Origin of the sequence: Delftia sp. ZNC0008, from assembly GCF_000799035.1 — a bacterium.
GTDB lineage: Bacteria > Pseudomonadota > Gammaproteobacteria > Burkholderiales > Burkholderiaceae_C > Comamonas > Comamonas tsuruhatensis.
Genome location: NZ_JTKZ01000295.1, coordinates 1 through 25,565 on the forward strand (window position 1 = coordinate 1; position 25,565 = coordinate 25,565).

A 25,565-nucleotide genomic window follows, 5' to 3' on the forward strand; every position below is an offset into this window, starting at 1 on the left:
GCAGCGCAGGCTCGCGCCGACGAACTCACGGCCTGAGCGGCCTGCGCCTTCTCGATATTCGCGGGCGCCTGTCCCTGACAGGCGCCCGCGCTGCATTCAGCGCCGGGGTTTCAAGCGGCCTCTACGAGCAGGCGGGAAGGGCTTGCCCGGCATTGGTGGCGCGCACGGTCTGCACAAAGGCTTCCCAGTAATTCGGCAGCCCGGCCCAGGGGTTGCCCACGCCGGTGCTGGGCTCGAACTCCAGCTGGGTCACATAGATCCATCCCGCCTGATAGCGTGCCGAGGCGGCCGACTGCACGGTCGTCTGCATGGCCGCGCAGCCCGACACGTTGTGCACCAGCGAGGCCTGGTGGCTATTGGCCAGCCCGTACAGCCAATCGAAACTGGTCGTGCGCGGATCGTAGGTGGCGTACGTGGAGCCCTTGCCCTCGAACGTGGTCAGCACATCGGCCACATCGGCATAACCGGCCACGGGCACGAGGCCTGGGTTGCCGATCACGATCAGGTCGGGATTCTTGGCCTTGATGTACTGGTAGATGCTGCGGTAGAAGTCCAGTCGGTTGGCGGTGGCCGCCATCTCGTCAATGAAGAAGCCCTTGACCAGGCCTGCGCCGTAGTGCGTGAAATAGTTGTCGATATTGGCCTGGATGCTGGCCAGCGATCGCGTGCCCGTGCCATAGCTGGAGCTCACATAGCCCACCAACTGCCCGCCGGCGTTGGCAAAAGCGGTTGCGGCGCGCGTGATGTTCGCATCCGGGCCACTGAAAATGCCGTTGGCCGGGTTCAGGATGGCCGTCATCTGCACGGTCGGATTTGCCTGGGCGCTGGCTGCCAGCGCATTCCAGGCCGTGGCCCCCGCGCCCGTGGGATAGAAATACGCAGGCACCAGCACCCGCAGCGGCGCAGGAGCCGGGCGCAGATAGAAGGTCTGCGAAGCGCTGCCCGTGCGGCTTCCCACGGTGGCGCTGGCCTGCACCTGCTGGCGGCCCGGCGTGGCGCCGGTCAGGGAGGCAGTTGCCACGCCGGAGCTGGTCAGCGCCGAGGTGCTGACGCCTGTGGCTGCGCTGAAGCTCACCACGGTTCCATCGGCGGCATTCACGCCATCTGCGAGAACACCTGCGCGCAGGGTCAGTGCCGAGCCTGCTGTCACCACATCCCTGGCGGCAGGGGCCGTCCATTGCACGGTGACCGAGGTCACTCCGGGCTGGCCGGTGCCGCCGCCATCGCCCCCGGTGCCGCCGCCAGCGCTGCTGTCACCACCACCGCCTCCGCCGCAGGAAGCCAAGGAGGCGGCCAGGGCGAGCATGCCGAGTCGCAGGACAAGAGGAGAGGGAGCGTGGGAGCGTTGCATGACAGAGGAAGGCTGGGCGGGGGAAAGGCTATATTCAAGCATGAAAGTTACATCTTCCTTTCCCGCAGTAACAGCTTTACCTGCGGCCGCGCAAGCTCCCGGCGCCTGCGCTGATGCATGGCAGGGCCTGCCCGCCATCCGCCTGCGCCTGGCCTGCGGCGATGCTGCCCTGGTGGCCTTGCAAGGGGCGCAACTGCTTTCCTGGCAGGCAGGTGGCGAGGAGCAACTGTTCCTGAGTCCCCTGGCGGCCAATGACGGCCACACACCCATACGCGGCGGTATTCCGGTCTGCTTTCCCCAATTCAACCAACGCGGCCCGCTGGTCAAGCACGGCTTTGCGCGCACCCTGCCGTGGCAGGCTGATGCCGCACAGGCCGAGGTTCTTGCCGGCGATGGCTTGTTCCTGCGGCTCAAGCTCGCCGACACGCCGCAGACGCGCGCCGTCTGGCCGCATTCCTTCGAGACCTGGCTGGAGGTGACGCTGTTGCCCGGCCGGCTTGACGTGGAGCTGGTAGTGCACAACCGGGGCGACACGCCTTTGGCTTTCACTGCCGCCTTGCACAGCTACCTGCGCGTGGCGGACGTGGCGCAATGCCGGCTGCAAGGCCTTGACGGCCTGCCTTACTGGGATGCTGTGGCCGACACCCATCCCACGCAGCACGGTGACGTGCGCTTTGGCGAAGAGCTCGATCGCGTCTACCCCCGGCCCGGGAACGCCATGGAGCTGGCCGCACCTGGCGGCGGCTTGCGGATCTCGCAGGATGCCGCCTGGAGCGAGACTGTGGTCTGGAACCCCGGCCCCGCGCTGTGTGAACGTCTGCCCGACATGCCGCCGCAGGGGTGGCGGCAGATGCTGTGCGTGGAGGCCGCCGCCATCGATGCGCCCGTGCATGTGGCGCCCGGCGCGCAATGGCGCGCGGCCCAGCGCCTGCACAAGCTGTAGTTCAGCACCTGCCCTGCAACGAAAAAAGCGCCTGTGAACAGGCGCTTTTTTCGTTGGGGCGGGGGGCGGGTCAGCGGCGCTGCATGCGCTGTGCCGACTGCGCAGGGCGCAGGCCCGGGGTGATCTGCAGCTCCACGGGGCCTTCGCCACGGCGCACATCGAATTTCGCGGCCTCGCCGGGCTTGAGCGCGGCCACGGCGGTCAGCAGTTCGGACACATTGCGGATGGGCTTGTCGCCCACCTGCACGATCACATCGCCCGGGCGCATGCCGGCCTGGGCAGCGGGGCCTGCCTGCAGCACGCCGGTGATGATCACGCCGGAGTCGGCCTTCACGCCAAAGGTCTCTGCCAGCTCCGGCGACAGCTCATTGGGCTCCACGCCGATCCAGCCGCGCACCACGCGGCCGTCCTTGACGATGCCGTCCAGCACCAGCTTGGCCGTGGACACGGGAATCGCAAAGCCGATGCCCATGCTGCCGCCCGAGCGCGAATAGATGGCGGTATTGATGCCCAGCAGATTGCCGCTGGCATCCACCAGCGCGCCGCCCGAATTGCCGGGGTTGATGGCCGCATCGGTCTGGATGAAGTTCTCGAAGGTATTGATGCCCAGCTGGCTGCGGCCCAGGGCGCTGACGATGCCGCTGGTCACCGTCTGGCCCACGCCGAAGGGGTTGCCGATGGCCAGCACGCGGTCGCCCACGTCGATCTGGTCGGAATTGCCCAGAACGATGACGGGCAGCTTGTCCAGGGCGATCTTGAGCACGGCCAGGTCGGTCTCGGGATCGGTACCGATCACCTGGGCCTTGGCCTGGCGGCTGTCGGTCAGCGTGACCTCGATGTCATCGGCGCCCTCGACCACATGGTTGTTGGTCAGGATGTAGCCGTCCGGGCTGATGATCACGCCGCTGCCCAGGCCTGCCTGCTCCTGCGTGCCCTGGTCGCCGAAGAAGAACTGGAACCACGGATCGTTGCTGCGCGGATGCCGTACCGCCTTGCTGGTGTTGATGCTCACCACGGCAGGCGCCGCCTTCTTGGCCGCAGGTGCAAAGCTGCCCGGGCTGACTTCTCCGACGGGCGTGGCCGGCGCCTCCAGCAACGCAATGCCCGCGTTGCTGCGCACGGCGCCGCGGCGCAGCCAGTCCGGCTGCAGGGTGGCAACGACGAAGTAGGCAGCCACCAGGATGGTGACCGCCTGCGAAAACAGCAGCCAGGTGCGTTTCATGAAGTGTGGTGTTCTGTGCGGGAGGACAAGGCCCCATTGTGAGGCATGTCGTGAGCGGGGCGGTGGGCCGGCGGGCGAGCGCCAAAGCCGCGCTCCCCACACAGCTACAGTACAAACCCTAGAATCCCCGGACGACTGCGCCACGCCGCGTTCGCTGTTGCGCCGGCCCACAAGCCGGCCCCAAGAGAGAGCCAAGTCCTCCGATCCCGAAGTCTTGCAGAACGATCTGCCGCCGCACGCCCATCCGTTGCCGTGGCATCCACCGCGCCGTCCTGCTGTTCGATCCCTGGAAAAAAAACCATGACTACGCTTGACCAAGCGCAGCCGGGCATGGCCCCTGCTGTTGCGACCGCACGTCCTCTCAACCGACAGGACTACAAGACCCTGGGCCTGTCGGCCCTGGGTGGCACCCTGGAGTTCTACGACTTCGTCGTTTTCGTTTTCTTCGCCAATGTCATCGGCAAGCTGTTCTTCCCGGCCGAGATGCCGGACTGGCTGCGCCAGCTGCAGACGCTGGGCATTTTTGCGGCGGGCTACCTGGCCCGGCCCATCGGCGGCATTCTGATTGCGCACTTTGGCGACATCCTGGGCCGCAAGAAGATGTTCACGCTGTCCATCTTCCTGATGGCCGTGCCCACGCTGGTGATCGGCCTGCTGCCCACCTATGCTTCCATCGGCATTGCCGCGCCGATTTTGCTGCTGGCCATGCGCGTGCTGCAGGGCGCGGCCATTGGTGGCGAGATGCCGGGCGCCTGGGTCTTCGTGGCCGAGCATGCGCCGGCGCGCCACTATGGCTTTGCCATCGGCTCGCTGACTTCGGGCATCACGGGCGGCATTTTCCTGGGCTCCATCATCGGTGTCTGGCTCAACAGCACCTACAGCGCCGAGGAGATCCACGACTGGGCCTGGCGCATGCCCTTCATTCTGGGCGGCGTGTTCGGTCTGGTGTCGGTCTATCTGCGCAAGTTCCTGCACGAGACACCCATTTTCCAGGAGCTGATGGCGCGCAAGCAGGCCGACCGCGAACTGCCGCTCAAGACCATCGTGCGCGACCACCGCCAGGCCTGCGTGCTGGTGGCGCTGATGACCTGGGTGCTGTCCACGGCCATCGTGGTGGTGGTGCTGTTCACGCCGGCCTATCTGCAGAAGGTCTTCCACATCGACGCGGCCCTGGCCATGAAGGCCAACGCCGTGGCCACGGTGACGCTGACGCTGGGCTGTGTGTTCTGGGGCTGGCTGTCCGACCGGATGGGCACGCGTGTGGCCATGGTCACGGGCTGGCTGGGCATGACAGTGACGGCCTATGCGTTCTATCTGAACCTGCCGGGCACGGCGTCCTCGCTGGTGTGGAGCTACGCGCTGGTGGGCTTTTTCGTGGGCAGCATTGCGCTGCTGCCGGTGGTGGGCGTGCGCGCTTTCCCGGCCGAGGTGCGTTTCACGGGCCTGTCCTTTGCCTACAACATGGCCTATGCGGTGTTCGGCGGCATGACGCCCATGCTGGTGTCCGTGTGGCAGCAGGTGGATGTGATGGCGCCGGCCCACTATGTGGCGGCCATGGGCATCCTGGGCGCGGCCATCGGCTTCTGGCCCCTGGCCTGCCGTGGTTGGCAACCCAGGCGCGGCTGAGCTTGGCAGTGGAATGAAGGGCAGCATGGCTGCCCTTTTTCCTGGGCGCCGCATGGATCGCTGACAATCCTTTCATGAGCACCACGCGACAAGAACTCCTGGCCCACTTCGACGGTTTGCTGCAGCCCGAGCGCTTCAAGGACTATGGTCCCAACGGCCTGCAGGTGGAGGGGCGCGGCGAGATCCGCCGCATCGTCAGCGGGGTGACGGCCAGCCGCGCGCTGATCGAGGCGGCCATCGAGGCGCAGGCCGATGCCATCTTCGTGCACCACGGCCTGTTCTGGCGCGGCATGGATGGCCGCATCACGGGCTGGCTCAAGGAGCGTATCCGCCTGCTGCTGGCCCACGACATCAACCTCTTTGCCTACCATCTTCCGCTGGATGCCCATCCGCAATGGGGCAACAACGCGCAGCTGGGCGTGCAGTTGGGGCTTGAGGGCCAGGCAACGTTTGGCGAGCAGAACCTGGGCTGGATGGCCGCGGCGGAGTTTGCCGACGCGGCGGCGCTGGGCAGGCATGTGGAGCAGGCGCTGGGGCGCACTCCTGTCTGCGTGGGGGGAGAGCGCCTGCGCCCCAATCACCCCATTCGCCGCATTGCCTGGTGCACGGGCGGCGCGCAAGGTTTCTTCGAGGCTGCGATTGCCGCTGGGGCCGATGCCTTCATCACGGGCGAGATTTCCGAGCCGCAGGCGCACCTGGCCCGGGAAACGGGCGTGGCCTTTCTGGCGGCAGGCCACCATGCCACGGAGCGCTATGGTGCGCCGGCCCTGGCAGGGCAGGTGGCATTGGAGCTGGGGCTGGAGCACCGTTTCATCGAGATCGACAATCCGGCCTGATGCTGGCCTGTTAGTGGCCCACTATTGGCCCGCCCAGGGGGCGAGGCCTTTTGCTGCAAGCGCGGCGCGAATGACCGGCTTGCCTGATCCGGATACTGAAAATGCCTGATTCCACACAGTCCACGACCTTGATGGCCATCACCCAGGGCGACTCTGCCGGGGTGGGGCCCGAGACCATCGCCAAGGCGTTCATGGGCGCGCCCGAGCAGATGCGCGGCTGCTTCGTCGTCGGCGAGTTGCAGACGCTGCGCCGGGCAGCCGCCGTGGCGGCGCGTGCGCGCGATGGCGACAACGCCATTCCCATGCCCGTGGCCGTCATCGAGTCGGCTGAGCAACTGTGGCAGGTGCCGCCCCATTGCATCCCTTTGCTGGAGCTGCCCGGGCTGCCCGGTCCTGCGCCCTGGGGCCAGGTGAGTGCCAGCGCCGGTGACGCGGCTGCGCGCTGCGTGGTCTGGGCCGCGCGGGCTGCCTTGCGAGGCGAAATCGCGGCTCTTGTGACGGCGCCTCTGCACAAGGAGGCGCTGCATGCTGCAGGCGTGGACTTTCCTGGTCATACCGAGCTGCTGCAGTTCGAGGCTGCGCAGCATGCGGGTGTGGGCCTTGACCGCATGCCGGTGCGCATGATGCTGGCCAACGATGAGCTGCGCACGGTGCTGGTCAGCATCCATACCTCGCTGCGCAAGGCGATCGATGCGGTAACGAAGGACAACCTGCTGCAGACCTTGCGCATCACGCATGAGGCCCTGTCTCGCAGCCTGGGCCGCCTGCCGCGGATAGGTGTGGCAGGGCTGAACCCGCATGCGGGCGAGGGCGGCCTGTTCGGCAGCGAGGAGGTGGAGATCATTGCCCCGGCCATCGCCCAGGCGCGCGCCGAGGGCCTGGACGCCCACGGGCCTTTTGCGCCCGATACGGTGTTCATGCGCGCCCGCAATGCTCCCGGCCATCCCGGCGAGTTCGACGCGGTGCTGGCCATGTACCACGACCAGGGACTGATTCCCGTGAAGTACCTGGGCGTGGAAAAAGGCGTGAATGTCACATTGGGGCTGCCGCTGGTACGCACCAGTCCGGACCACGGCACGGCTTTCGATATTGCGGGGCAGGGTGTTGCAGAGGCCGGAAGCCTGATTGAGGCCGTGCGAATGGCGCGCAAATTGGCGGCTTGAATGGCTAGCCCAAGCATCGGGAATTTGCAGTAATGGAAAACGCCCGTGGCAACCGTGCCACGGGCGTTTTGATTTGCGTCAAAACACGGATTTCAGCGCTTGAGGCTGTCGCGAATCTCGCGCAGCAGCACGATGTCTTCGGGGGTGACGGGCGCGGGAGCGGGGGCTGCCGGTGCCTCGCGGCGCAAGCGGTTGATCTGCTTGACCATCATGAAAATGATGAAGGCCAGGATGATGAAGTTCACTGCCACCGTGATGAAGTTTCCATAGGCAAATACGGGGACGCCGGCCTTCTTGAGCGCATCGAGCGTCATCGCCGTTCCGGGGGGTACGCTGCCCAGCACGACGAACAGATTGGAGAAGTCCAGCTTGCCGAAAACCAGGCCCACGACCGGCATGATCAGGTCGTTTACCACGGAATCGACGATTTTGCCAAACGCTCCACCAATGATGACGCCCACGGCGAGATCTACCACGTTTCCCTTAACTGCGAACTCACGAAATTCCTGCATCATGCCCATGGCTGGCTCCATCTGGAAAGAGTTTGAGATAGCGCAGTATTGCGCGGCTTTGGAGCCTGTCAACGGCACAAGCAGCATGGAATAACCATACTCGCCCCGCTACAATTTATTGTTGACCCCAACTCAAGCGACGTAGTTCGAGGAACCCCATGAGTGACACTCCAATCGACTCCAGCAAGCGGACGTGGATCATCACGTCGGCGTGCGCTGGTGCGGTGGGCGGCGTGGCGACAGCCGTCCCGTTCGTGAGCACCTTCCAGCCATCCGAGAAGGCCAAAGCCGCCGGGGCTGCAGTGGAGGTCGATATCTCCGCCCTCAAGGACGGCGAGAAGCTCACGGTCGAGTGGCGCGGCAAGCCCGTCTGGATCATCAAGCGCACGCCTGACCAGATCAAGGAGCTGCCCGAACTGGACAGCCAGTTGGCCGATCCCCAATCCAAGCGCCACCCTGAAGAGTTCACGCCGCCCTATGCGATGAACGAGGCCCGCTCGATCAAGCCCGAAGTGCTGGTCGTCGTCGGCATCTGCACGCATCTGGGCTGCTCGCCTTCCGACAAGTTCCAGCCGGGCGCCCAGCCCTCGCTGCCCAGCGACTGGAAGGGCGGCTTCCTGTGCCCCTGCCATGGCTCGACCTTCGACATGGCTGGCCGTGTCTTCAAGAACAAGCCGGCTCCCGACAACCTGCAGGTGCCGCCGCACATGTACCTGTCGGAGACCAAGCTCCTCATTGGTGAAGACAAGGCTTGAGGGAGACAAGAACAATGGCCCACGAATTCAAGGACATCGATCCGAATGCGCCCGCCGGCGCCAAGCTCACGAACTGGTTCGAGAACCGTTTTCCCACGGCTTTCGACGCCTATCGCGTGCACATGTCGGAGTACTACGCTCCGAAGAATTTCAACTTCTGGTACATCTTCGGCTCGCTGGCGCTGCTGGTGCTGGTGATCCAGATCGTCACCGGCATCTTCCTGGTGATGCACTACAAGCCCGACGCCGAAAAGGCGTTCGCCTCGGTGGAGTACATCATGCGCGATGTGCCCTGGGGCTGGCTGATCCGCTACATGCACTCCACGGGTGCGTCGGCCTTCTTCGTCGTCGTCTATCTGCACATGTTCCGCGGTCTTCTGTACGGTTCGTACCGCAAGCCGCGCGAACTGGTCTGGATCTTCGGCTGCGCCATCTTCCTGGTGCTGATGGCCGAGGCCTTCATGGGCTACCTGCTGCCCTGGGGTCAGATGTCGTACTGGGGCGCTCAGGTGATCGTGAACCTGTTCTCGGCGATTCCCTTCATCGGCCCTGACCTGGCGCTGCTGATCCGTGGCGACTACGTGGTGGGCGATGCCACGCTCAACCGCTTCTTCAGCTTCCACGTGATCGCCGTGCCCCTGGTGCTGCTGGGCCTGGTCGTGGCCCACTTGCTGGCGCTGCACGATGTGGGCTCCAACAACCCGGATGGCATCGAGATCAAGGGCCCCAACGCGCCCAAGGACGCCAAGGGCCATCCGCTGGACGGCATTCCCTTCCATCCCTACTACACGGTGCACGACATCTTCGGCGTGACGGTGTTCCTGTTCCTGTTCTCGGCCGTGGTGTTCTTCGCGCCCGAGTTCGGCGGCTACTTCCTGGAGTACAACAACTTCATCCCGGCCGATCCGCTGAAGACGCCTTCGCACATTGCGCCGGTCTGGTACTTCACGCCGTTCTACTCGATGCTGCGTGCCATCACCAGCGAGATGATGTACGTGCTCATCGCCTGCGTGGTGCTGGGTGCGGGCTTTGGCGTGCTCAAGTCGCGCCTGCCGGCCGCCGTCAAGGGTGTGGTCGCCATCGTGGCCCTGGGCGTCATCGCCATGATGCTGTCCATCGATGCCAAGTTCTGGGGTGTGGTGGTGATGGGCGGTGCCGTGATCATCCTGTTCGCGCTGCCCTGGCTCGATTGCAGCCCGGTCAAGTCCATCCGCTACCGCCCGAGCTGGCACAAGTATCTCTACGGCATCTTCGTGATCAACTTCGTGATCCTGGCCTATCTCGGCGTGCAGCCGCCTTCGCCCATCGGCGAGCGCGTGTCCCAGGTCGGAACGCTGTTCTACTTCGGCTTCTTCCTGCTGATGCCCTGGTGGAGCCGTCTGGGCAAGACAAAACCCGTTCCCGATCGTGTGACGTTCAAGCCGCACTGAAGCTGGAGAGAACAACAATGAAGAAACTGATTCTCACGTTGATCGCGGCCCTGGGCATCGTGACCGGTGCACAGGCTGCCGAAGGCGGCATCGCCTGGGACAAGGCCCCGGGCAAGACGAATGACACGGCATCGCTGCAAAACGGCGCCAAGCTGTTCGTCAACTACTGCCTGAGCTGCCACTCGGCCGCATTCATGCGCTTCAACCGGCTGCAGGACATCGGGCTGACCGAGCAGGAAATCAAGGACAACCTGCTTTTCACCACCGATAAGGTCGGCGAGACCATGAAGGCGGCCATCAACCCCAAGGAAGCCAAGGAGTGGTTCGGCGCCAATCCTCCGGACCTGACGGTGATCGCACGTTCGCGTGCTGGCCACAACGGCACGGGCGCCGACTACCTCTACACCTTCCTGCGCACCTTCTACCGCGACGACACCAAGGCCACGGGCTGGAACAATCTGGCCTTCCCCAGCGTAGGCATGCCCCATGCGCTGTGGCAACTGCAGGGCGAGCGCCGCGCCATCTTCGAAGAAGCCGAGGAGCACGGTGTGAAGACCCAGGTTTTCAAGGGGTGGGAGCAGGTCTCTCCTGGCAGCATGAGCGCAGTGCAGTACGATCAGGCAGTTGGCGATCTGGTGAACTACCTGCAATGGATGGGTGAGCCGGCACAGAACAGCCGCACCCGCATTGGCGTGGGTGTGCTGCTTTTCCTGGCGGTCTTCATCTTCATCGCATGGCGCCTCAACGCCGCGTTCTGGAAAGACGTCAAATAAAACCGTGACTGCAGAAGGCCGTGCAAGCAATTGCTGCGGCTGAACTGTGTGCAGAGTGGGCGCCGCGAGCGACCCACTCTTTTTGATTTTTAGGAGCCTCCACCATGATGGTGCTTTATTCGGGAACGACCTGCCCCTTTTCACACCGTTGCCGCTTCGTCCTGTTCGAAAAAGGCATGGACTTCGAGATCCGCGATGTGGACCTGTTCAGCAAGCCTGAAGACATCAGCGTGATGAATCCGTACGGCCAGGTGCCCATCCTGGTCGAGCGCGACCTGATCCTGTACGAATCGAACATCATCAACGAGTACATCGACGAGCGCTTCCCGCACCCCCAGCTGATGCCCGGCGACCCGGTGGACCGCGCCCGCGTGCGCCTGTTCCTGCTGAATTTCGAAAAGGAACTGTTCGTCCACGTGAGCACGCTCGAGGAGCGCAACGTCAAGGGCAACGAAAAGGCCATCGAGAAGGCCCGCGCCCACATCCGCGACCGCCTGACGCAGCTGGCTCCCGTGTTCCTCAAGAACAAGTACATGCTGGGCGAGAACTTCTCCATGCTGGACGTGGCCATCGCCCCGCTGCTGTGGCGCCTGGACTACTACGGCATCGAGGTGTCCAAGAACGCCGCCCCGCTGCTCAAGTACGCCGAGCGCATCTTCTCGCGCCCTGCCTACATCGAAGCGCTGACGCCTTCCGAGAAGGTGATGCGCAAGTAATTCGCATCGGTTGGCGACTGATTGCGCGGGCAGGGAAGGCGGTCAACCGGTCGCCATCCTGCCCGTTTTCGTGTTCCGACCACTCAGACCACTCATTTCCTGGGATCGTCATGACTGCCCCCGAAGCAACTTCCACCCGCCCCTACCTGATCCGGGCACTGTACGAGTGGTGCACCGACAACGGCTTCACGCCCCACATCGCCGTGCGTGTGGACCGCAATGTGCAGGTGCCGCGCGAGTTCGTGCGCGACGGCGAGATCGTGCTCAACGTCAGCTACGACGCCACCAGCGGCCTGCAGATGGGCAATGATTTCATCAGCTTCACGGCCCGCTTTGGCGGCAAGCCCCGCGAAATCATGGTGCCCGTGGAGCAGGTGATGGCCATCTACGCACGCGAGACCGGGCAAGGCATGGCTTTCCCGGCGCCGGAGCCCGAGGCCGAAGCCGACAACGATGTTTCGCCCGGGCAGGCGTCCGATGAGCCTGTGCCACAGGACGCCGCCGCTGAGGTGCCGGCCGAGCCTGCATCCGACGAGCGCGTGGTGCAGCTGGTGAGCATCCACAGCGAAGGTGATGACGAAGAGCCACCGCGCACGCCGCCGCCTTCGGGCACGCGGCCTTCGCTGAAGCTGGTCAAGTAGGTTTTTCGCATCGGCGCGCATGCCGTTGCTCCCGCAAGCGTGCTTGGCCCCATCGGGAAAGTCTGAGGCGGCATTTTTCTGCGCTAGAATGCGTGCTTCGCCGGTTTAGCTCAGTTGGTAGAGCACCCGCCTTGTAAGCGGTAGGTCGTCAGTTCGAATCCGACAACCGGCACCAGAAGGTCTCCTCAGGAGGCCTTTTTTCATTTCCGCGCCCCGATTCCGGCAGCCGCTCTTCAGTGGCCGGTCAGGCCTGGACCTTGAGGCGGATCTCGGCCACATCCCAGCCCTTGGTGCGCAAGTGGGCGGCCATGGCCGGCAGCAGCTGGCGTATCTTGGCCGCTGCCGCGTTGTTGCGCACCAGCAGGCACCAGGTGCTGCCCTCGATGGGGCCTGCCTGCAGGCTGTCGCGCAGCAGCTGTGGCACCAGGGGCAGGATGGCCGTCAGGCGATTGCTGGAGTCGCGTGTGAGCTGGGCGAGCCGGGCCAGTGTCGGCGAGTTCTCGACAGCGTGCAGGGCGGTGACGGCGTGATTGCGGCGTGTGAAGGTCATGGGCTTGAAGGCTGGTCAGGCAGCGTAGGCATGCGCCAGCCGGGACCCTCGTTATAGCAGCATCTGCAGGGCGGCGCGGGTCCGGGAATTCGGGTTCAGGGCTCTGCGGCCGCATGCGTCGGCCTGCCTGGAAGAGGGTTGGGCAGAGACAGTTAGAATCAATTGTTCGGTTCTCGCTTCAGCCCGGCCGCATGTGTTCTCCAGCAGGGTACTTGCAGGCAGGTGGAGCGGCCCCATCTGAAATCCAACAATCTAGGGATTCCAGGCACACCGCAGTCCGCTTCAGCGGGTGGCGGTGTGTCTTTTTCGCATGGCCACCAACTTCCTCACCAAACTATTCGGCAGCCGAAACGATCGGCTTCTCAAGCAATACCGCAAGACGGTCGTTCGCATCAATGCGATGGAGCCCGACTACGAGAAGCTCAGCGACGAGGATCTGCGCGCAAAGACGCAGGAATTCAAGGAGCGTGTGGCCAAGGGAGAGTCGCTGGACGACCTGCTGCCCGAAGCCTTCGCCGTGGTGCGCGAAGGGTCCAAGCGTGTCATGAAGATGCGCCACTTCGACGTCCAGTTGCTGGGCGGCATGGCACTGCACTACGGCAAGATCGCGGAAATGCGCACCGGCGAAGGCAAGACGCTGACCGCCACGCTGCCGGTCTACCTGAACGCACTGTCGGGCAATGGCGTTCACGTGGTGACCGTGAACGACTATCTGGCCAACCGCGATGCCACCTGGATGGCCAAGCTGTACAACTTCCTCGGCCTGTCGGTGGGCATCAACCTGCCCAACATGCCGCGCGAGGAAAAGCAGGCCGCCTACAACAGCGACATCACCTACGGCACGAACAACGAATACGGCTTCGACTACCTGCGCGACAACATGGTCTACGAGTCGGGCGACCGCGTTCAGCGCGTGCTCAACTACGCCATCGTCGACGAGGTGGACTCCATCCTGATCGATGAGGCCCGCACGCCGCTGATCATCAGCGGTCAGGCCGAGGACCACACGGCCATGTACGTGGCCATGAACAAGATCGTGCCCAACCTGGTGCGCCAGGAAGGCGAGGCCGATCCCCGCACGGGCGAAGGCGTGACCAGGCCCGGCGACTTCACGGTGGACGAAAAGAGCCACCAGGTATTCCTGACCGACCAGGGCTACGAAGCCGCCGAGCGCCTGCTGGGTCATGCCGGCATGATTGCCGAGGGCGCCTCGCTCTACGACCCGGCCAACATCACCCTGGTCCACCATCTGTATGCGGCGCTGCGCGCCAACAACCTCTACCACCGTGACCAGCACTACGTGGTGCAGAACGGCGAGATCGTCATCGTCGACGAGTTCACGGGCCGCCTGATGGCGGGCCGGCGCTGGAGCGATGGCCTGCACCAGGCTGTCGAGGCCAAGGAAGGCGTGACCATCCAGGCCGAGAACCAGACCATGGCCTCGATCACCTTCCAGAACTACTTCCGTCTCTACGGCAAGCTGGCGGGCATGACGGGTACGGCCGATACCGAAGCCTACGAATTCCAGGAAATCTACGGCCTCGAAACCGTGGTGATTCCGCCCAACCGTCCCAGCAAGCGCGACGACCAGCTCGACCGCGTCTACAAGACCACGCGCGAGAAGTACGAGGCGGCGATCCGCGACATCCGCGAATGCCATGAGCGCGGCCAGCCCGTGCTGGTGGGTACGACCTCGATCGAGAACTCGGAAATCATCGACGAGCTGCTCAACAAGGAAAACCTGCCCCACCAGGTGCTCAACGCCAAGCAGCACGAGCGCGAGGCTGACATCGTGGCCCAGGCTGGCCGTCCCGGCATGATCACCATTGCCACCAACATGGCCGGTCGTGGTACCGACATCGTGCTGGGCGGCAACATCGAAAAGCAGGTTGCGGCTGTCGAGGCCGATGAATCCCTGTCCGAAGCCGAACGCCAGCAGCGCATCGAACAGATGCGCGCTGACTGGAAGATCGAGCACGACAAGGTCTCGGCCCTGGGTGGCCTGCGCATCATCGCCACGGAGCGCCACGAATCTCGCCGTATCGACAACCAGCTGCGTGGCCGTTCGGGCCGCCAGGGCGACCCCGGCTCCTCGCGCTTTTACCTGAGCCTGGACGATGCGCTGATGCGCATCTTTGCGGGCGACCGTGTGCGCGCCATCATGGACCGCCTGAAGATGCCCGATGGCGAAGCCATCGAAGCCGGCATCGTGACCCGCTCCATCGAAGGCGCTCAGCGCAAGGTCGAGGCCCGCAACTTCGACATCCGCAAGCAGCTGCTCGAATACGACGACGTGTCCAACGACCAGCGCAAGGTGATCTACCAGCAGCGCAACGAGATCCTCGATGCCTCGGACCTGCACGAGATGATCACGGTGATGCGTGGTGTCCGACCTGGTGCGCCAGTACGTGCCCGCCGAGTCCATGGAAGAGCAATGGGACCTGGCCGGCCTGGAAAAGGCGCTGGAAAGCGAGTGGCGCATCCAGCTGCCGCTGCAATCGCAAGTGCAGTCCGCGCATGCCATCACCGACGAGGAGATCCTCGAGAAGGTGCTGCAGGCTGCCCGTGAAGTGTTCGAGGCCAAGGTCGAGCTGATCGGACGCGAGAACTTCACTCAATTCCAGCGCGCCGTGCTGCTGCAAAGCTTTGATACCAACTGGCGTGACCACCTGTCCGCGCTGGACTATCTGCGCCAGGGCATCCACCTGCGTGGCTATGCCCAGAAGCAGCCCAAGCAGGAATACAAGCGCGAGGCTTTCGAGCTGTTCCGCCAGCTCATCGACCAGGTCAAGACCGAAGTCACGCGCGTGCTGATGACCGTGCAGGTGCAGTCGCGCGAACAGGTGGAGCAGGCCACCGAGGCCATGGAGCAGCGCAGCGCCCACAGCCTGGAGCACATGACCTATGGCGCTCCCTCGGATGGCGACATCGGTGGCTCCGTCGAAGACGAGCCGCTGGAGTTGCCCGAAGGCGCTCGCGTGGGCCGCAATGATCCCTGCCCCTGCGGCAGCGGCAAGAAGTACAAGCAGTGCCACGGCAAGCTGTCGTGATGCGGCCGGCGTCGTAAGACGCCGCAAGACACGGAAAACGGCACGGATGCACTCCGTGCCGTTTTCTTTTTTAAGGTCGATGAAATACGTGCCGCCCCGGTTTGTTCCGATAATGGAGCGCGTTTTTCTTTCACTGTAGGAAGCCCCTCAATGCCTGTGAATCTCTCCGCTCCCGTGCACGCCGACCTGTTGGCGATCAACGGCGTTCGCATCGGCGTCACCGAAGCCGGTGTGCGCAAGGCCAACCGCAAGGACCTGTCCGTGTTCCTGCTCGACGAGGGCGCTTCGGTGGCTGGCGTGTTCACACAGAACCGTTTCTGCGCAGCGCCTGTGCAGGTCAGCCGCGAGCATCTGGTTCAGACAGCGGGCGCCATCCGTGCCATGGTCATCAACACAGGCAATGCCAATGCCGGCACCGGCGCTGACGGACTGGCGCGCGCACGTCGCACCTGTGCGGATCTGGCTGCGCTGCTGCAGCTCAAGCCCGAGCAGATCCTTCCGTTCTCCACTGGCGTGATCATGGAAGAGCTGCCCGTGGATCGCATCGCCGCCGGCCTGCCAACTGCCATCGCAGCAGCCAAGGCCGACAACTGGGGCACGGCCGCCGAAGGCATCATGACCACCGACACCCTGCCCAAGGCCTTCAGCCGCGCCGTGGATATTGGCGGCAAGCGTGTGAGCATCACCGGCATCAGCAAGGGTGCGGGCATGATTCGCCCCAACATGGCGACCATGCTGGGCTTTCTGGCCACCGACGCCGCCATCGCACCCGAACTGCTGCAGCCTCTGGTCAAGGAACTGGCCGACGGATCTTTCAACCGCGTGACCATCGACGGCGACACGTCGACCAACGACTCCTTCGTGCTGGTGGCCACGCACAAGGCCGGCAATGCGCAGATCACTTCGCTGACCAGTGCCGAAGGCCTGGCCCTGAAGGCTGCATTGCTGGATGTGTCGCGCCTGCTGGCCCAGGCCATCGTGCGCGACGGCGAAGGCGCCACCAAGTTCATCACCGTCAAGGTGGAGGGCGGCAAGACCGAGGCTGAGTGCCGCCTCGTGGCCTATTCCATCGCGCATTCACCCCTGGTCAAGACGGCGTTCTTTGCCAGCGATCCGAACCTGGGCCGCATCCTTGCGGTGGTGGGCTATGCTAGCATCGACGATCTGGACCAGACCAAGATCGACCTGTACCTGAACGATGTGCATGTCGCAGTCAATGGCGGCCGCAACCCTGCCTATCAGGAGGAAGACGGCCAGCGCGTGATGAAGCAGCAGGAGATCATCGTGCGCGTGCTACTGGGCCGAGGGCAGGCCGAGCAGACCGTGTGGACCTGCGATCTGAGCCACGACTACGTGAGCATCAACGCCGACTACCGCTCCTGACTCTCCACCCACCGTGCCGCCGGCAGCCGCAGGCCTTGTGCTTGGCTGCTGCCAGCTTTCAATGGCGGCCGGCGCGCAAAAGCTCTGGCGTTGGCATGAGATCCATCTCGATTCCCGGGCATATCCAGCGTCGGTGGCCGTGAGATCCGTATTCGAGAGACATCCATGACATTGCCCACAGAAGCCGTCGCCGCCCCCTTGCTGCAACTTGTGCAGCGCGCCGAGCAGCTGATGCAGCGCATCGAGGCCATCCTGCCCCAGCCGCTGCAATCCCCCGCAGACTGGAATACCGCCATCGCCTGGCGCTATCGCAAGCGCGCCAACGGCTGCGGTTTGCTGGAGCCCGTGCGCCATGTCGGCGCCATGCAGCTGTCCGACCTGCAGAACATCGATGTGCAAAAGGACAAGATCGCGCGCAACACCGAGCAGTTCGTGACCGGCCGCACGGCCAACAACGTGCTGCTCACCGGCGCGCGCGGCACGGGCAAATCCTCGCTGATCCGTGCCTGCCTGCATGCTTTTGCTTCGCAGGGCCTGCGCCTGATCGAGGTGGACAAGGCCGATCTGACCGACCTGCCCGACATCGTCGATGTGGTGGCCGGCCGGCCCGAGAAGTTCATCATCTATTGCGACGATCTGAGCTTTGAGGAAGGCGAGCCTGGCTACAAGGCCATGAAGTCCATTCTGGATGGATCGGTCAGCGCCGCCAGCCCGAACGTGCTGGTCTATGCGACCAGCAATCGCCGCCACCTGCTGCCGGAGTACCAGTCCGAGAATCTGACCTACCAGCGCGGCGAGGATGGGGAGCTGCATCCCGGCGAGGTGATTGAGGAAAAGATCTCGCTGTCCGAGCGTTTCGGCCTGTGGGTGAGCTTCTACCCGTTCAGCCAGGACGAGTACCTGCGCGTGGTGGCACAGTGGCTGGAGGCCCTGGGCCTGGATCAGGCCACGATCGAGGCGGCACGCCCGGAGGCCCTGGTCTGGGCGCTGGAGCGCGGTTCACGCAGCGGTCGCGTGGCCCACCAGTTTGCGCGCGACTATGCGGGCCGTGCCGAGCGCCCGAGTCAGCGCCAGACCGGCATCGCCGATGTCCAGGGGTTGGTTGAAGAGGCTGAACTCTGAGCACCTGCTGCCTGGCCCTGGGCTGGGCAGACTTTTTTGCGAAAGATCAAGTGACTGAAAAAGAAATCTCCCCCAAGGCCCGCGCTGAGGCGGCCGAGTCGCAGGCGCCAGTGCGGCGCAAGCACACCGAGGTCGCCGTCGGCGTGCTGCTTCGCGAGTCCGATGGCGCGTTGCTGATCACCAGCCGTCCGCCGGGCAAGCCGTATGCAGGCTACTGGGAGTTTCCGGGCGGCAAGATCGAAGCCGGTGAGACCGTGGAGCAGGCCTTGCGCCGCGAGATGCAAGAGGAACTGGGCGTAGAGATCGCGGCCGCTGAAGTCTGGAAGGTGACCGAGCATGACTATCCGCATGCCCTGGTGCGCCTGCACTGGTGCAAGGTCACGCGCTGGAGCGGGGAGTTCGAGATGCGTGAAGGCCAGCAGATGGCTTGGCAGCAACTTCCGCTGCAGGTGCATCCGGTGCTGCCAGGTGCCTATCCGGTGCTGCAGTGGCTGAGCGAGGAACGCGGGCTGCCTTTCGATGCCGGGTTCTACGAGGCAGGCCAGCCGAAAGCCTGATCGGGCCTGATCAAGGCTCGGTGCGAGGATCGCCGAAGGGCGCATCCTCGGGCGGCATCGGTGCAGGCACGCGGAATTCCTCATTGGCCCATGCGCCCAGGTCGATCTGGCGGCAGCGTTCGCTGCAGAAGGGGCGGAAACGGTTGGCTGGTGCGAACAGGCTGGGGCCTGCACAGGTCGGGCAGCGCACCGTGGGGCCGGCAGAAGAGAGGCTGGCGGGCTGGGGGGCGGGGGCGCTCGAGGGCATGTCGGCCGTCTTGTCCATCAGCTGCAAAGCGTGACCTCGAACGAGGCATCTTCGCTGCAGGGTTGAGGCTTGGCGCCGTTCTCGGGGCGGAGCAGGCGCACCGAAACCAGCAGGCGGTTGCCGCTGATCTCCGGAACCAGATTCAACGACGGGTCTATGCGCAGGCGCAGCAGCTGAAAGCTGCGGCCGGGCGGCATGGCCTGCTGGAACACGCCTTTTTCGGCAGCCACCCATTGCGGCACGCCGGTTTCGCGCAGCAGCTTGAGCAGCAATTGCAGCGACTGACCCAGCGGGGTCAGGGTGCTGGCCCAGTCCTCCAGATCGCGCAGGCGTATCTGGGGATCATGGAACTGCCAGGCGTGATAGGCAGGAAGGTCGAAGCCGCAGGTGCCGCCGGGGATGCCGATGCGGCTGCGCACGGCCATCAGCCATTCGTTTTCAGTCAGGGTCTGGCCAGCCTTGCCGTTCTGGGCATTGAGCTGGGCAAAGCACTGCTCCACATGGCGTGAGACCTGGTCAAGCATGTGCTCGGCAATGTCGGGATTGCCGCGCAGGCTGTCGAGCAGGCTTTTGTGGCGCTCAAGGTCCTTGAGCACGTCCGTCTTCAGGTCGGTACGTGCCGCCACGTCCATGATCTCGAAGATGGTGACCAGCGCAAAATGGTGATCGATGGAATGAGCGCGCGACAGCAACTCGCTCAGGCGGCGATATAGCTGTTCCAACCGGAGGTAGGTCCTCAGGCGCTCATTGAAAGGATATTCGTACAGGATCACGCTTGCTGGGCTCCTCGGGGTGCACAGGAATCAGCTGTCTACGTCGTGCACATGCTGAATTACACGCACAGGCCAAGCCATGGCGTGCATCATAGCCCGAACCATGCAGAGATTCGATCGGTGCATGCGCGCAAAGCCTCTATCGTCATGGCCTCGTCGTTGTAGAGCACCCAGTCGGCGGCTGCCAGCCGTGCCGCACGTGTGGCCTGGGCCGAGATGATGGCCTGCACCGCCTCGCGTGGCAATCCGTTGCGCGCGATCACGCGAGCGATCTGCGTTTCGGTGCGGCAGTCAACGACCAGCACCGCATCAAGCATGGCAGGCCAGCGGCCGGACTCCACGAGCAAGGGAATGTCATGCACGATGAGTCGGCACCCAGCCACTGTGGCCTGCTCCACTTGCCGGGACGTCTGCTGCGCCACGAGGGGATGGACGATGGCCTCCAGCTGCTGTCGTGCCGAGGGCTGCTGAAAGACCAGTTCGCGCATGCGCGTGCGGTCCAGGGCGCCGCTGGCATCAATCAGTTCGGGCCCGAAGACGCGCGCTATCTCGGGCAGAGCAGCACCTTCGGGGGCGGTGAGGCTGCGAGAGATCTGGTCGGCATCGATCACGGCCGCTCCGCGCAAGCCCAGTTGCGCTGCGACGGTGCTCTTGCCGCTGCCAATGCCGCCCGTCAGGCCCAGCCGAAACGGGCGTGCAAGCAAGGGCGGGGCGATGCTGGGGGCCATGCCGCAGTGTTGAATCAAAGGCCCAAGGCCGCCAATAGGGATTGCAGCATCTGCTGCGGTCCGAACACCATGGCTGCAAAGCCGGCGCCCGCCAGAAAGGGGCCGAAGGGAACATAGCCGCCCTCACGCAGGCGGCTATTGATCTTCAACGCGATGCCCACGATGGCGCCAATCACCGACGAGATCAGGATGATGGGCACGAGTGCCTGCCAGCCGAACCAGGCGCCCAGCGCGGCAAACAGCTTGAAGTCGCCGTAGCCCATGCCTTCCTTGCCGGTGGCCAGCTTGAAGGCCCAGTAAACCAGCCACAGCGAGAGATAGCCCGCTGCAGCGCCCCATACCGCGTCGGCCAGAGACACGGCGGTCCAGTGCAGCGCCGACGACAGCAGTCCGGCCCACAGCAAGGGCAGGGTGATGTCGTCGGGAAGCAGTGTGGTGTCCCAGTCGATCAATGCCAGGCTCAGCAAGGCCGCACTGAAAAGGCACCAGGCAGCGCCTGTAGGCGTGATGCCCCATTGCGCCGCACAGTAGGCAAACAGCGCGGCGCAGGCCAATTCCACCAGCGGATAGCGGATGCTGATCGACGCCTTGCATTCGGAGCACCGGCCCCGCAGCGCCAGATAACTGAGCACGGGAATGTTTTCGTACCAGTGGATGGCATGGCCGCAATGCGGGCAGCGCGAGCGGGGGCGGCTCAGGCTCAGGGGCGCCTCGGCAGGCGGCGGCGCTGTGGCGGGCGATGGCGTGGCGGAGGATGAAGATTGCTCTTGCGCCCATTGGGCGCATTCCGCATTCCATTGCTGCTCCATCATGCGGGGCAGCCTATGCACCACCACGTTGAGAAAGCTGCCAACCAACAGGCCCAGCAGGCCGCCCAATGCAGCCTGCATCCAGAGCTCCAAAACCATCAGACCACCTGGCCCAGCTTGAAGATGGGTAGATACATCGAAACCACGATACCGCCGATGAGGGTGCCCAGGAAAACAATGATGATGGGCTCCATCAGGCTGGACAGGCCAGCCACCATGTCATCGACCTCTTCTTCATAGAAATCGGCCGCCTTGCCCAGCATATGGTCGATGGAGCCGGATTCCTCGCCGATGGCGCACATCTGCAGCACCATGGACGGAAAGACATTGGCATTGGTCATGGCCACGGTGAGACTGGTGCCGGTGGAGACTTCCTGCTGGATCTTTTCCGTGGCATTGGCATACACGGCATTGCCGGATGCGCCGCCGACAGAATCCAGTGCCTCGACCAATGGGACGCCCGCGGCAAACATGGTCGACAGCGTGCGCGTCCAGCGTGCGACGCAGGATTTCTCGATCAGCACGCCAAAGACCGGCACCTTCAGCAGCGTACGGTCCATGAATTGCTGCATGCGCTCGTTGCGCTTCCAGGCCTGCATGAAGAAGTAGAGACCGCCGCCAATCACGCCGAAGATCAACCACCACCATTGGACAAAGACATCGCTGATGCCCATCACGAACAGCGTCGGTGCCGGCAGGTCGGCGCCGAACGAGGTGAACACTTCCTTGAAGGCCGGGATCACGAAAATCATGATGATGGTCACGACGATGAAGGCCACTACGATGACCGAGATCGGGTACATCAGCGCCGATTTGATCTTGGACTTGATGGCCTCGGTCTTCTCCATGTACGTGGCCAGGCGGTCCAGCAGGGCTTCCAGGATACCGGCCGCTTCGCCCGCCTCCACCAGATTGCAGTAGAGGCTATCGAAGTACATGGGGTGCTTGCGATAGGCTGCGTTCAGCGAGGTGCCGGTCTCCACGTCGGCGCGAATATCGGCCAGAAGGCGCGTCACGCTGGGGTTGGTGTTGCCCCGTCCGACAATGTCGAAGGCCTGAAGCAGCGGGACGCCCGCCTTCATCATCGTTGCCATCTGGCGGGTGAACAGCGCAATGTCCTTGGGCTTGATCCTCTTGCCGCCGCGTGTGCGGCGCTTCTTGATCTTGCTGGGCAGCACGCCCTGGCGGCGCAGCATGGCCTGGACCTGGTTGATGCCCCCGGCCCGGGTCTCGCCTCGGATGATCTTGCCGTTGCGATCCTTGCCTTCCCATTCGAAGACAAATTCCTTGATTCCCTTGGACGCGGCTGTGGCCATCGTGCTCCCTCGTTTGTTGTCTGCGCTGTCCGCGCTATTTACTCATTGGTGACTGCCAGCACTTCTTCGAGCGAGGTCAGTCCCTGTCTGGCCTTGTGCAAACCCGAGCCACGCAGCGACCGCACGCCTTCGCGCTTGGCCTGTGCGGCGATCTCCAGCGCACTGCCGTCCTGCAGGATGATGCGCTGGATTTCCTCGCTGATAGGCATCACCTGATAGATGCCTACGCGGCCCTTGTAGCCGTTGTTGCATGCCGGACAGCCGACGGGCCTGTAGGTGACCCAGCTGCCGTCAATGTCCGCATCGTCGTAGCCTGCATCGATCAGGGCCTCCCGCGGAATGTCAGCCGGCTCCTTGCATTGAGGGCACAGGCGTCTGGCCAGGCGCTGGGCGGTGATCAGGATCACGCTCGATGCGATGTTGAAGGGCGCAATGCCCATGTTGCGCATGCGCGTCAACGTGGTCGGTGCGTCATTGGTGTGCAGGGTGGACAGCACCAAGTGGCCGGTTTGCGCTGCCTTGATCGAGATGTCGGCCGTTTCCAGATCGCGGATTTCACCGACCATGATGATGTCGGGATCCTGGCGCAGAAAAGCCTTGAGCGCAGTGGCAAAGGTGAGGCCGGCCTTTTCGTTCACATTGACCTGGTTGACGCCGGGCAGGTTGATTTCCGAAGGATCTTCCGCCGTGGCGATGTTCACGCCGGCCTTGTTCAGCAGGTTCAGGCAGGTGTACAGCGACACTGTCTTGCCCGAGCCGGTGGGGCCTGTGACCAGAATCATTCCGTAGGGGCGGCTGATGGCTTCAAGCAGGCGTGCCTTCTCCTCGGGTTCATAGCCCAGGGCGTCGATGCCCATCCTGGCCGAGCTCGGGTCCAGGATACGGATCACGATCTTCTCGCCGAAAAGCGTGGGCAGCGTGCTGACGCGAAAGTCGATGACGCGGTCCGGGCCGACCTTGAGCTTCATGCGCCCGTCCTGCGGGACACGCTTTTCCGAGATGTCCATGCGCGAGATCACCTTGATGCGCGAGGCCAGCTTCTCCTTGATGGCAATGGGCGGCGATGCAATTTCACGCAGCTCGCCGTCAATGCGAAAGCGCACCCGGTACTGGTGCTCGTAGGGTTCGAAATGCAAGTCCGACGCGCGCATGTTGAAGGCGTCGAGCAGCATTTTGTGCAGGAACTTGACGATGGGCGCATCTTCGACGTCTGCTGCGGCCGAGTTGTCCTTTTCCTCTGCCACCTCATCAGGCTTGAGGTCGCCGAACTCGAAGTCGCCGCTGCCGCCATAGCTGTCCATGGCCTCGCTGGCGCTTTTGTTCTGCTGCGCGATCAGCCGCTCCAGCTTGTCGGCCTCGACGATGATCCAGTCCACGCCCAACTGGGTGGTGAACTTGATCTGCTCGGCGGCTTCCTGCTGCGTCGGGTCGGCGGTGGCCACCGTGAGGCGGTTGCCGCGCTTGCTCAGAGGCAGGACGCGATAGGTGCTGATGATCTTGGCGTCCAACAGATCCTGCGGCAGGCGCATGGCGTCGACCGCATCAAGATCGAGCAGCGGCGCGCTGAACATGGTGGAAACCGTCTCCGCCACTTCCAGGGCAGAGAGGGTGCCGGCGACGCTCAGTTCTGCAATGAACGAGGTGCGATTGGTGGCGGCCTTGCCGGCAGCCGCTTCCGCTGCCTGTTGCGATACCTTGCCTGCTGAAATCAAGGCCCGCCCGATGCCGGGAAGCGATGCGACAGCGGATGCATTCTTGAGCGAGGAGTCAGCAACAGCCATGTAGCAAGACGTGTGAGAGGAAAGGACATTTATCCTATCATCACTGAGCACTTGGAATGCCAGACACACTGTTACACGCCTGGGTCTTGAACCTGGCGCAAGGGTGTGATGGAGATGGAATGACCAGATGGTCGGGGTGAGAGGATTCGAACCTCCGGCCTCTACGTCCCGAACGTAGCGCTCTACCAGGCTAAGCTACACCCCGTTGCTTTTGTAGAAAAAGCGAGCAGCCTGAATCAGGTGCGTCGCTCCAAAAGCTGAGACGCCAATTGTAGCAAACTTGCCGTATGCAAATTGCTTGGGAGCACATTTATTGCGTCGATGGCGCGGCGTGCCTCGGCATGTGCGGCCTCGCGTGCCACGTCCAGCGCACCTGTGCTGCGCACGATATCCACTACAGCGGTCAGTTGCTCGGTGGAGCCCTGTTCGATGGCGGCACACACAATGGCTGCCTGCTCAGGTGTGCCGCGTTGCATGGCGGCAATCAGGGGGAGGGTGCATTTGCCTTCGCGCAGGTCATCGCCCAGGTTCTTGCCCATTTCCTGGGCATCGCCTGCATAGTCGAGTACGTCGTCAATGATCTGGAAGGCCGTGCCCAGCGCCTGGCCATAGCTGGCGCAGGCCTGCTCGATTTCGCGGGGCGCGTCGGCCAGCACGGCGCCCAGCTGGGCGCTGGCTTCGAACAACTGGGCGGTCTTGGAGCGGATGACGTGCAGATAGCCTGCTTCGTCCAGCGAGGCATCGTGCGTGTTGATCAGCTGCTGGACCTCGCCCTCGGCGATCACGTTGGTGGCATCCGAGAGAATCTTGAGCACGCGCATGCTGCCGACTTCCACCATCATCTGGAAGGAGCGCGAGTGCAGGAAGTCGCCGACCAGCACGCTGGCCGGATTGCCGAAGGTCTCGTTGGCCGTCGGGCGGCCGCGACGCAGCGTGGATTCATCCACGACGTCGTCGTGCAGCAGGGTGGCTGTATGAATCAGTTCGACCACGGCAGCCAGGACATGCCTGTCCTTGCCTTCGTATCCCAATGCATTGCAGACCATGAGCAGCAGGGCGGGCCGCAGGCGCTTGCCGCCTGCAGCGATGATGTACTGGGAGATCTGGGCAATCAGCGGGACGGTGGTCGTCAGGCGCTGGGCAATCACATGATCCACCTCGCGCATGTCGTCAGTGATCAGGGCAAGCGGATTGGGGGTGGAGAGAGCTGTGGTCAAGGTACTGCGGGCGCCAAGTGGATCGTCAATTATAGGAAGAGCGACCCTGCCTGCGACCCGCTCT

Annotated in this window: 23 protein-coding genes, 2 tRNA genes and 1 pseudogene; 14 read left to right on the forward strand and 12 right to left on the reverse strand. The window is 63.8% G+C overall.

Going from position 1 to position 25,565, the window contains the following annotated elements; genetic code table 11:
• Positions 1 to 121: 121 nt before the first annotated feature.
• Positions 122 to 1,306, reverse strand: coding sequence for a spherulation-specific family 4 protein (locus L995_RS09935; protein ID WP_047471314.1), 1,185 nt, complete (start codon positions 1,304 to 1,306; stop codon positions 122 to 124).
• An 85-nt stretch (positions 1,307 to 1,391) separates the two neighbouring features.
• Here L995_RS09935 and L995_RS09940 point away from each other — a divergent pair, with 85 nt between their 5' ends.
• Positions 1,392 to 2,294: a D-hexose-6-phosphate mutarotase gene (locus L995_RS09940; protein WP_231574402.1), complete on the forward strand. Its 903-nt coding sequence runs from the start codon at positions 1,392 to 1,394 to the stop codon at positions 2,292 to 2,294.
• 70 nt (positions 2,295 to 2,364) lie between these two features.
• Here L995_RS09940 and L995_RS09945 read toward each other — a convergent pair whose 3' ends face one another.
• Positions 2,365 to 3,516 carry a S1C family serine protease gene (locus L995_RS09945; RefSeq protein ID WP_016445593.1) on the reverse strand — a complete coding sequence of 384 codons (1,152 nt, stop codon included), beginning with the start codon at positions 3,514 to 3,516 and terminating at the stop codon, positions 2,365 to 2,367.
• Positions 3,517 to 3,816: 300 nt separating this feature from the next.
• Here L995_RS09945 and L995_RS09950 point away from each other — a divergent pair, with 300 nt between their 5' ends.
• From L995_RS09950 to pdxA, 3 genes are all read left to right on the forward strand, one after another.
• Positions 3,817 to 5,142 carry an MFS transporter gene (locus L995_RS09950; protein ID WP_016445594.1) on the forward strand — a complete coding sequence of 442 codons (1,326 nt, stop codon included), beginning with the start codon at positions 3,817 to 3,819 and terminating at the stop codon, positions 5,140 to 5,142.
• Between the two features lie 74 nt (positions 5,143 to 5,216).
• Entirely contained in the window at positions 5,217 to 5,978 is a 762-nt protein-coding gene (locus L995_RS09955; protein ID WP_047471319.1) for a Nif3-like dinuclear metal center hexameric protein, read from the forward strand.
• Between the two features lie 101 nt (positions 5,979 to 6,079).
• Positions 6,080 to 7,141 (forward strand): 4-hydroxythreonine-4-phosphate dehydrogenase PdxA, encoded by a 1,062-nt coding sequence (gene pdxA / locus L995_RS09960; protein ID WP_047471321.1) that lies wholly within the window; start codon positions 6,080 to 6,082, stop codon positions 7,139 to 7,141.
• Positions 7,142 to 7,233: 92 nt separating this feature from the next.
• Here the strand turns inward: pdxA and mscL are convergent, their stop codons facing one another.
• Positions 7,234 to 7,662: a large conductance mechanosensitive channel protein MscL gene (mscL, locus tag L995_RS09965; RefSeq protein ID WP_012207302.1), complete on the reverse strand. Its 429-nt coding sequence runs from the start codon at positions 7,660 to 7,662 to the stop codon at positions 7,234 to 7,236.
• Between the two features lie 149 nt (positions 7,663 to 7,811).
• Between mscL and petA the strand changes: the two genes are divergently transcribed.
• From petA to L995_RS09995, 6 genes are all read left to right on the forward strand, one after another.
• Complete coding sequence (gene petA / locus L995_RS09970; protein WP_016445597.1) at positions 7,812 to 8,408, forward strand: ubiquinol-cytochrome c reductase iron-sulfur subunit; 597 nt, start codon at positions 7,812 to 7,814, stop codon at positions 8,406 to 8,408.
• A gap of 14 nt (positions 8,409 to 8,422) precedes the next feature.
• The gene (locus L995_RS09975; protein WP_016451018.1) at positions 8,423 to 9,838 is read left to right on the forward strand and encodes a cytochrome b; all 1,416 of its coding nucleotides are present in this window, start codon (positions 8,423 to 8,425) and stop codon (positions 9,836 to 9,838) included.
• Between the two features lie 17 nt (positions 9,839 to 9,855).
• On the forward strand, positions 9,856 to 10,611 hold the full coding sequence (locus L995_RS09980; RefSeq protein ID WP_016445599.1) for a cytochrome c1: 756 nt from the start codon (positions 9,856 to 9,858) through the stop codon (positions 10,609 to 10,611).
• Between the two features lie 104 nt (positions 10,612 to 10,715).
• Positions 10,716 to 11,327 (forward strand): glutathione S-transferase N-terminal domain-containing protein, encoded by a 612-nt coding sequence (locus tag L995_RS09985; protein ID WP_012207298.1) that lies wholly within the window; start codon positions 10,716 to 10,718, stop codon positions 11,325 to 11,327.
• Between the two features lie 110 nt (positions 11,328 to 11,437).
• Positions 11,438 to 11,968: a ClpXP protease specificity-enhancing factor gene (locus L995_RS09990; RefSeq protein WP_017405520.1), complete on the forward strand. Its 531-nt coding sequence runs from the start codon at positions 11,438 to 11,440 to the stop codon at positions 11,966 to 11,968.
• Positions 11,969 to 12,067: 99 nt separating this feature from the next.
• Positions 12,068 to 12,143 (forward strand) — tRNA-Thr (locus tag L995_RS09995).
• 69 nt (positions 12,144 to 12,212) lie between these two features.
• Here the strand turns inward: L995_RS09995 and L995_RS10000 are convergent.
• The gene (locus L995_RS10000; RefSeq protein ID WP_047471325.1) at positions 12,213 to 12,518 is read right to left on the reverse strand and encodes a hypothetical protein; all 306 of its coding nucleotides are present in this window, start codon (positions 12,516 to 12,518) and stop codon (positions 12,213 to 12,215) included.
• A 310-nt stretch (positions 12,519 to 12,828) separates the two neighbouring features.
• On the opposite strand from L995_RS10000, the pseudogene secA reads away from it, so the two are divergent.
• The 4 genes and pseudogenes from secA to L995_RS10020 all read left to right on the forward strand — a co-directional run bounded on the left by secA (position 12,829) and on the right by L995_RS10020 (position 18,630).
• Positions 12,829 to 15,568, forward strand: a pseudogene (gene secA / locus L995_RS10005) (preprotein translocase subunit SecA).
• 150 nt (positions 15,569 to 15,718) lie between these two features.
• Positions 15,719 to 16,951, forward strand: coding sequence for a bifunctional glutamate N-acetyltransferase/amino-acid acetyltransferase ArgJ (gene argJ, locus L995_RS10010; protein WP_047471328.1), 1,233 nt, complete (start codon positions 15,719 to 15,721; stop codon positions 16,949 to 16,951).
• A 165-nt stretch (positions 16,952 to 17,116) separates the two neighbouring features.
• Positions 17,117 to 18,073 (forward strand): ATP-binding protein, encoded by a 957-nt coding sequence (locus L995_RS10015; RefSeq protein ID WP_047471330.1) that lies wholly within the window; start codon positions 17,117 to 17,119, stop codon positions 18,071 to 18,073.
• Between the two features lie 50 nt (positions 18,074 to 18,123).
• Entirely contained in the window at positions 18,124 to 18,630 is a 507-nt protein-coding gene (locus tag L995_RS10020) for a (deoxy)nucleoside triphosphate pyrophosphohydrolase (RefSeq protein ID WP_016445605.1), read from the forward strand.
• A 10-nt stretch (positions 18,631 to 18,640) separates the two neighbouring features.
• Here the strand turns inward: L995_RS10020 and L995_RS10025 are convergent, their stop codons facing one another.
• The 8 genes from L995_RS10025 to L995_RS10060 all read right to left on the reverse strand — a co-directional run bounded on the left by L995_RS10025 (position 18,641) and on the right by L995_RS10060 (position 25,450).
• Positions 18,641 to 18,895, reverse strand: coding sequence for a DNA gyrase inhibitor YacG (locus L995_RS10025; protein ID WP_016451023.1), 255 nt, complete (start codon positions 18,893 to 18,895; stop codon positions 18,641 to 18,643).
• Complete coding sequence (gene zapD / locus L995_RS10030; protein WP_016445607.1) at positions 18,895 to 19,650, reverse strand: cell division protein ZapD; 756 nt, start codon at positions 19,648 to 19,650, stop codon at positions 18,895 to 18,897. Before zapD ends, L995_RS10025 begins: the two co-directional genes overlap by 1 nt.
• Before the next feature lie 89 nt (positions 19,651 to 19,739).
• Positions 19,740 to 20,378: a dephospho-CoA kinase gene (gene coaE / locus L995_RS10035; protein WP_016445608.1), complete on the reverse strand. Its 639-nt coding sequence runs from the start codon at positions 20,376 to 20,378 to the stop codon at positions 19,740 to 19,742.
• Between the two features lie 14 nt (positions 20,379 to 20,392).
• Complete coding sequence (locus tag L995_RS10040) at positions 20,393 to 21,286, reverse strand: prepilin peptidase (RefSeq protein ID WP_047471333.1); 894 nt, start codon at positions 21,284 to 21,286, stop codon at positions 20,393 to 20,395.
• Positions 21,286 to 22,503 (reverse strand): type II secretion system F family protein, encoded by a 1,218-nt coding sequence (locus tag L995_RS10045; protein WP_016445610.1) that lies wholly within the window; start codon positions 22,501 to 22,503, stop codon positions 21,286 to 21,288. The genes L995_RS10040 and L995_RS10045 overlap by 1 nt, the downstream gene beginning before the upstream one ends.
• 38 nt (positions 22,504 to 22,541) lie before the next feature.
• On the reverse strand, positions 22,542 to 24,284 hold the full coding sequence (pilB, locus tag L995_RS10050; protein ID WP_034364744.1) for a type IV-A pilus assembly ATPase PilB: 1,743 nt from the start codon (positions 24,282 to 24,284) through the stop codon (positions 22,542 to 22,544).
• 128 nt (positions 24,285 to 24,412) lie between these two features.
• Positions 24,413 to 24,489: transfer RNA gene (locus tag L995_RS10055), tRNA-Pro, on the reverse strand.
• A gap of 31 nt (positions 24,490 to 24,520) precedes the next feature.
• Positions 24,521 to 25,450: a polyprenyl synthetase family protein gene (locus L995_RS10060; RefSeq protein WP_047471336.1), complete on the reverse strand. Its 930-nt coding sequence runs from the start codon at positions 25,448 to 25,450 to the stop codon at positions 24,521 to 24,523.
• Positions 25,451 to 25,565 lie beyond the last annotated feature (115 nt).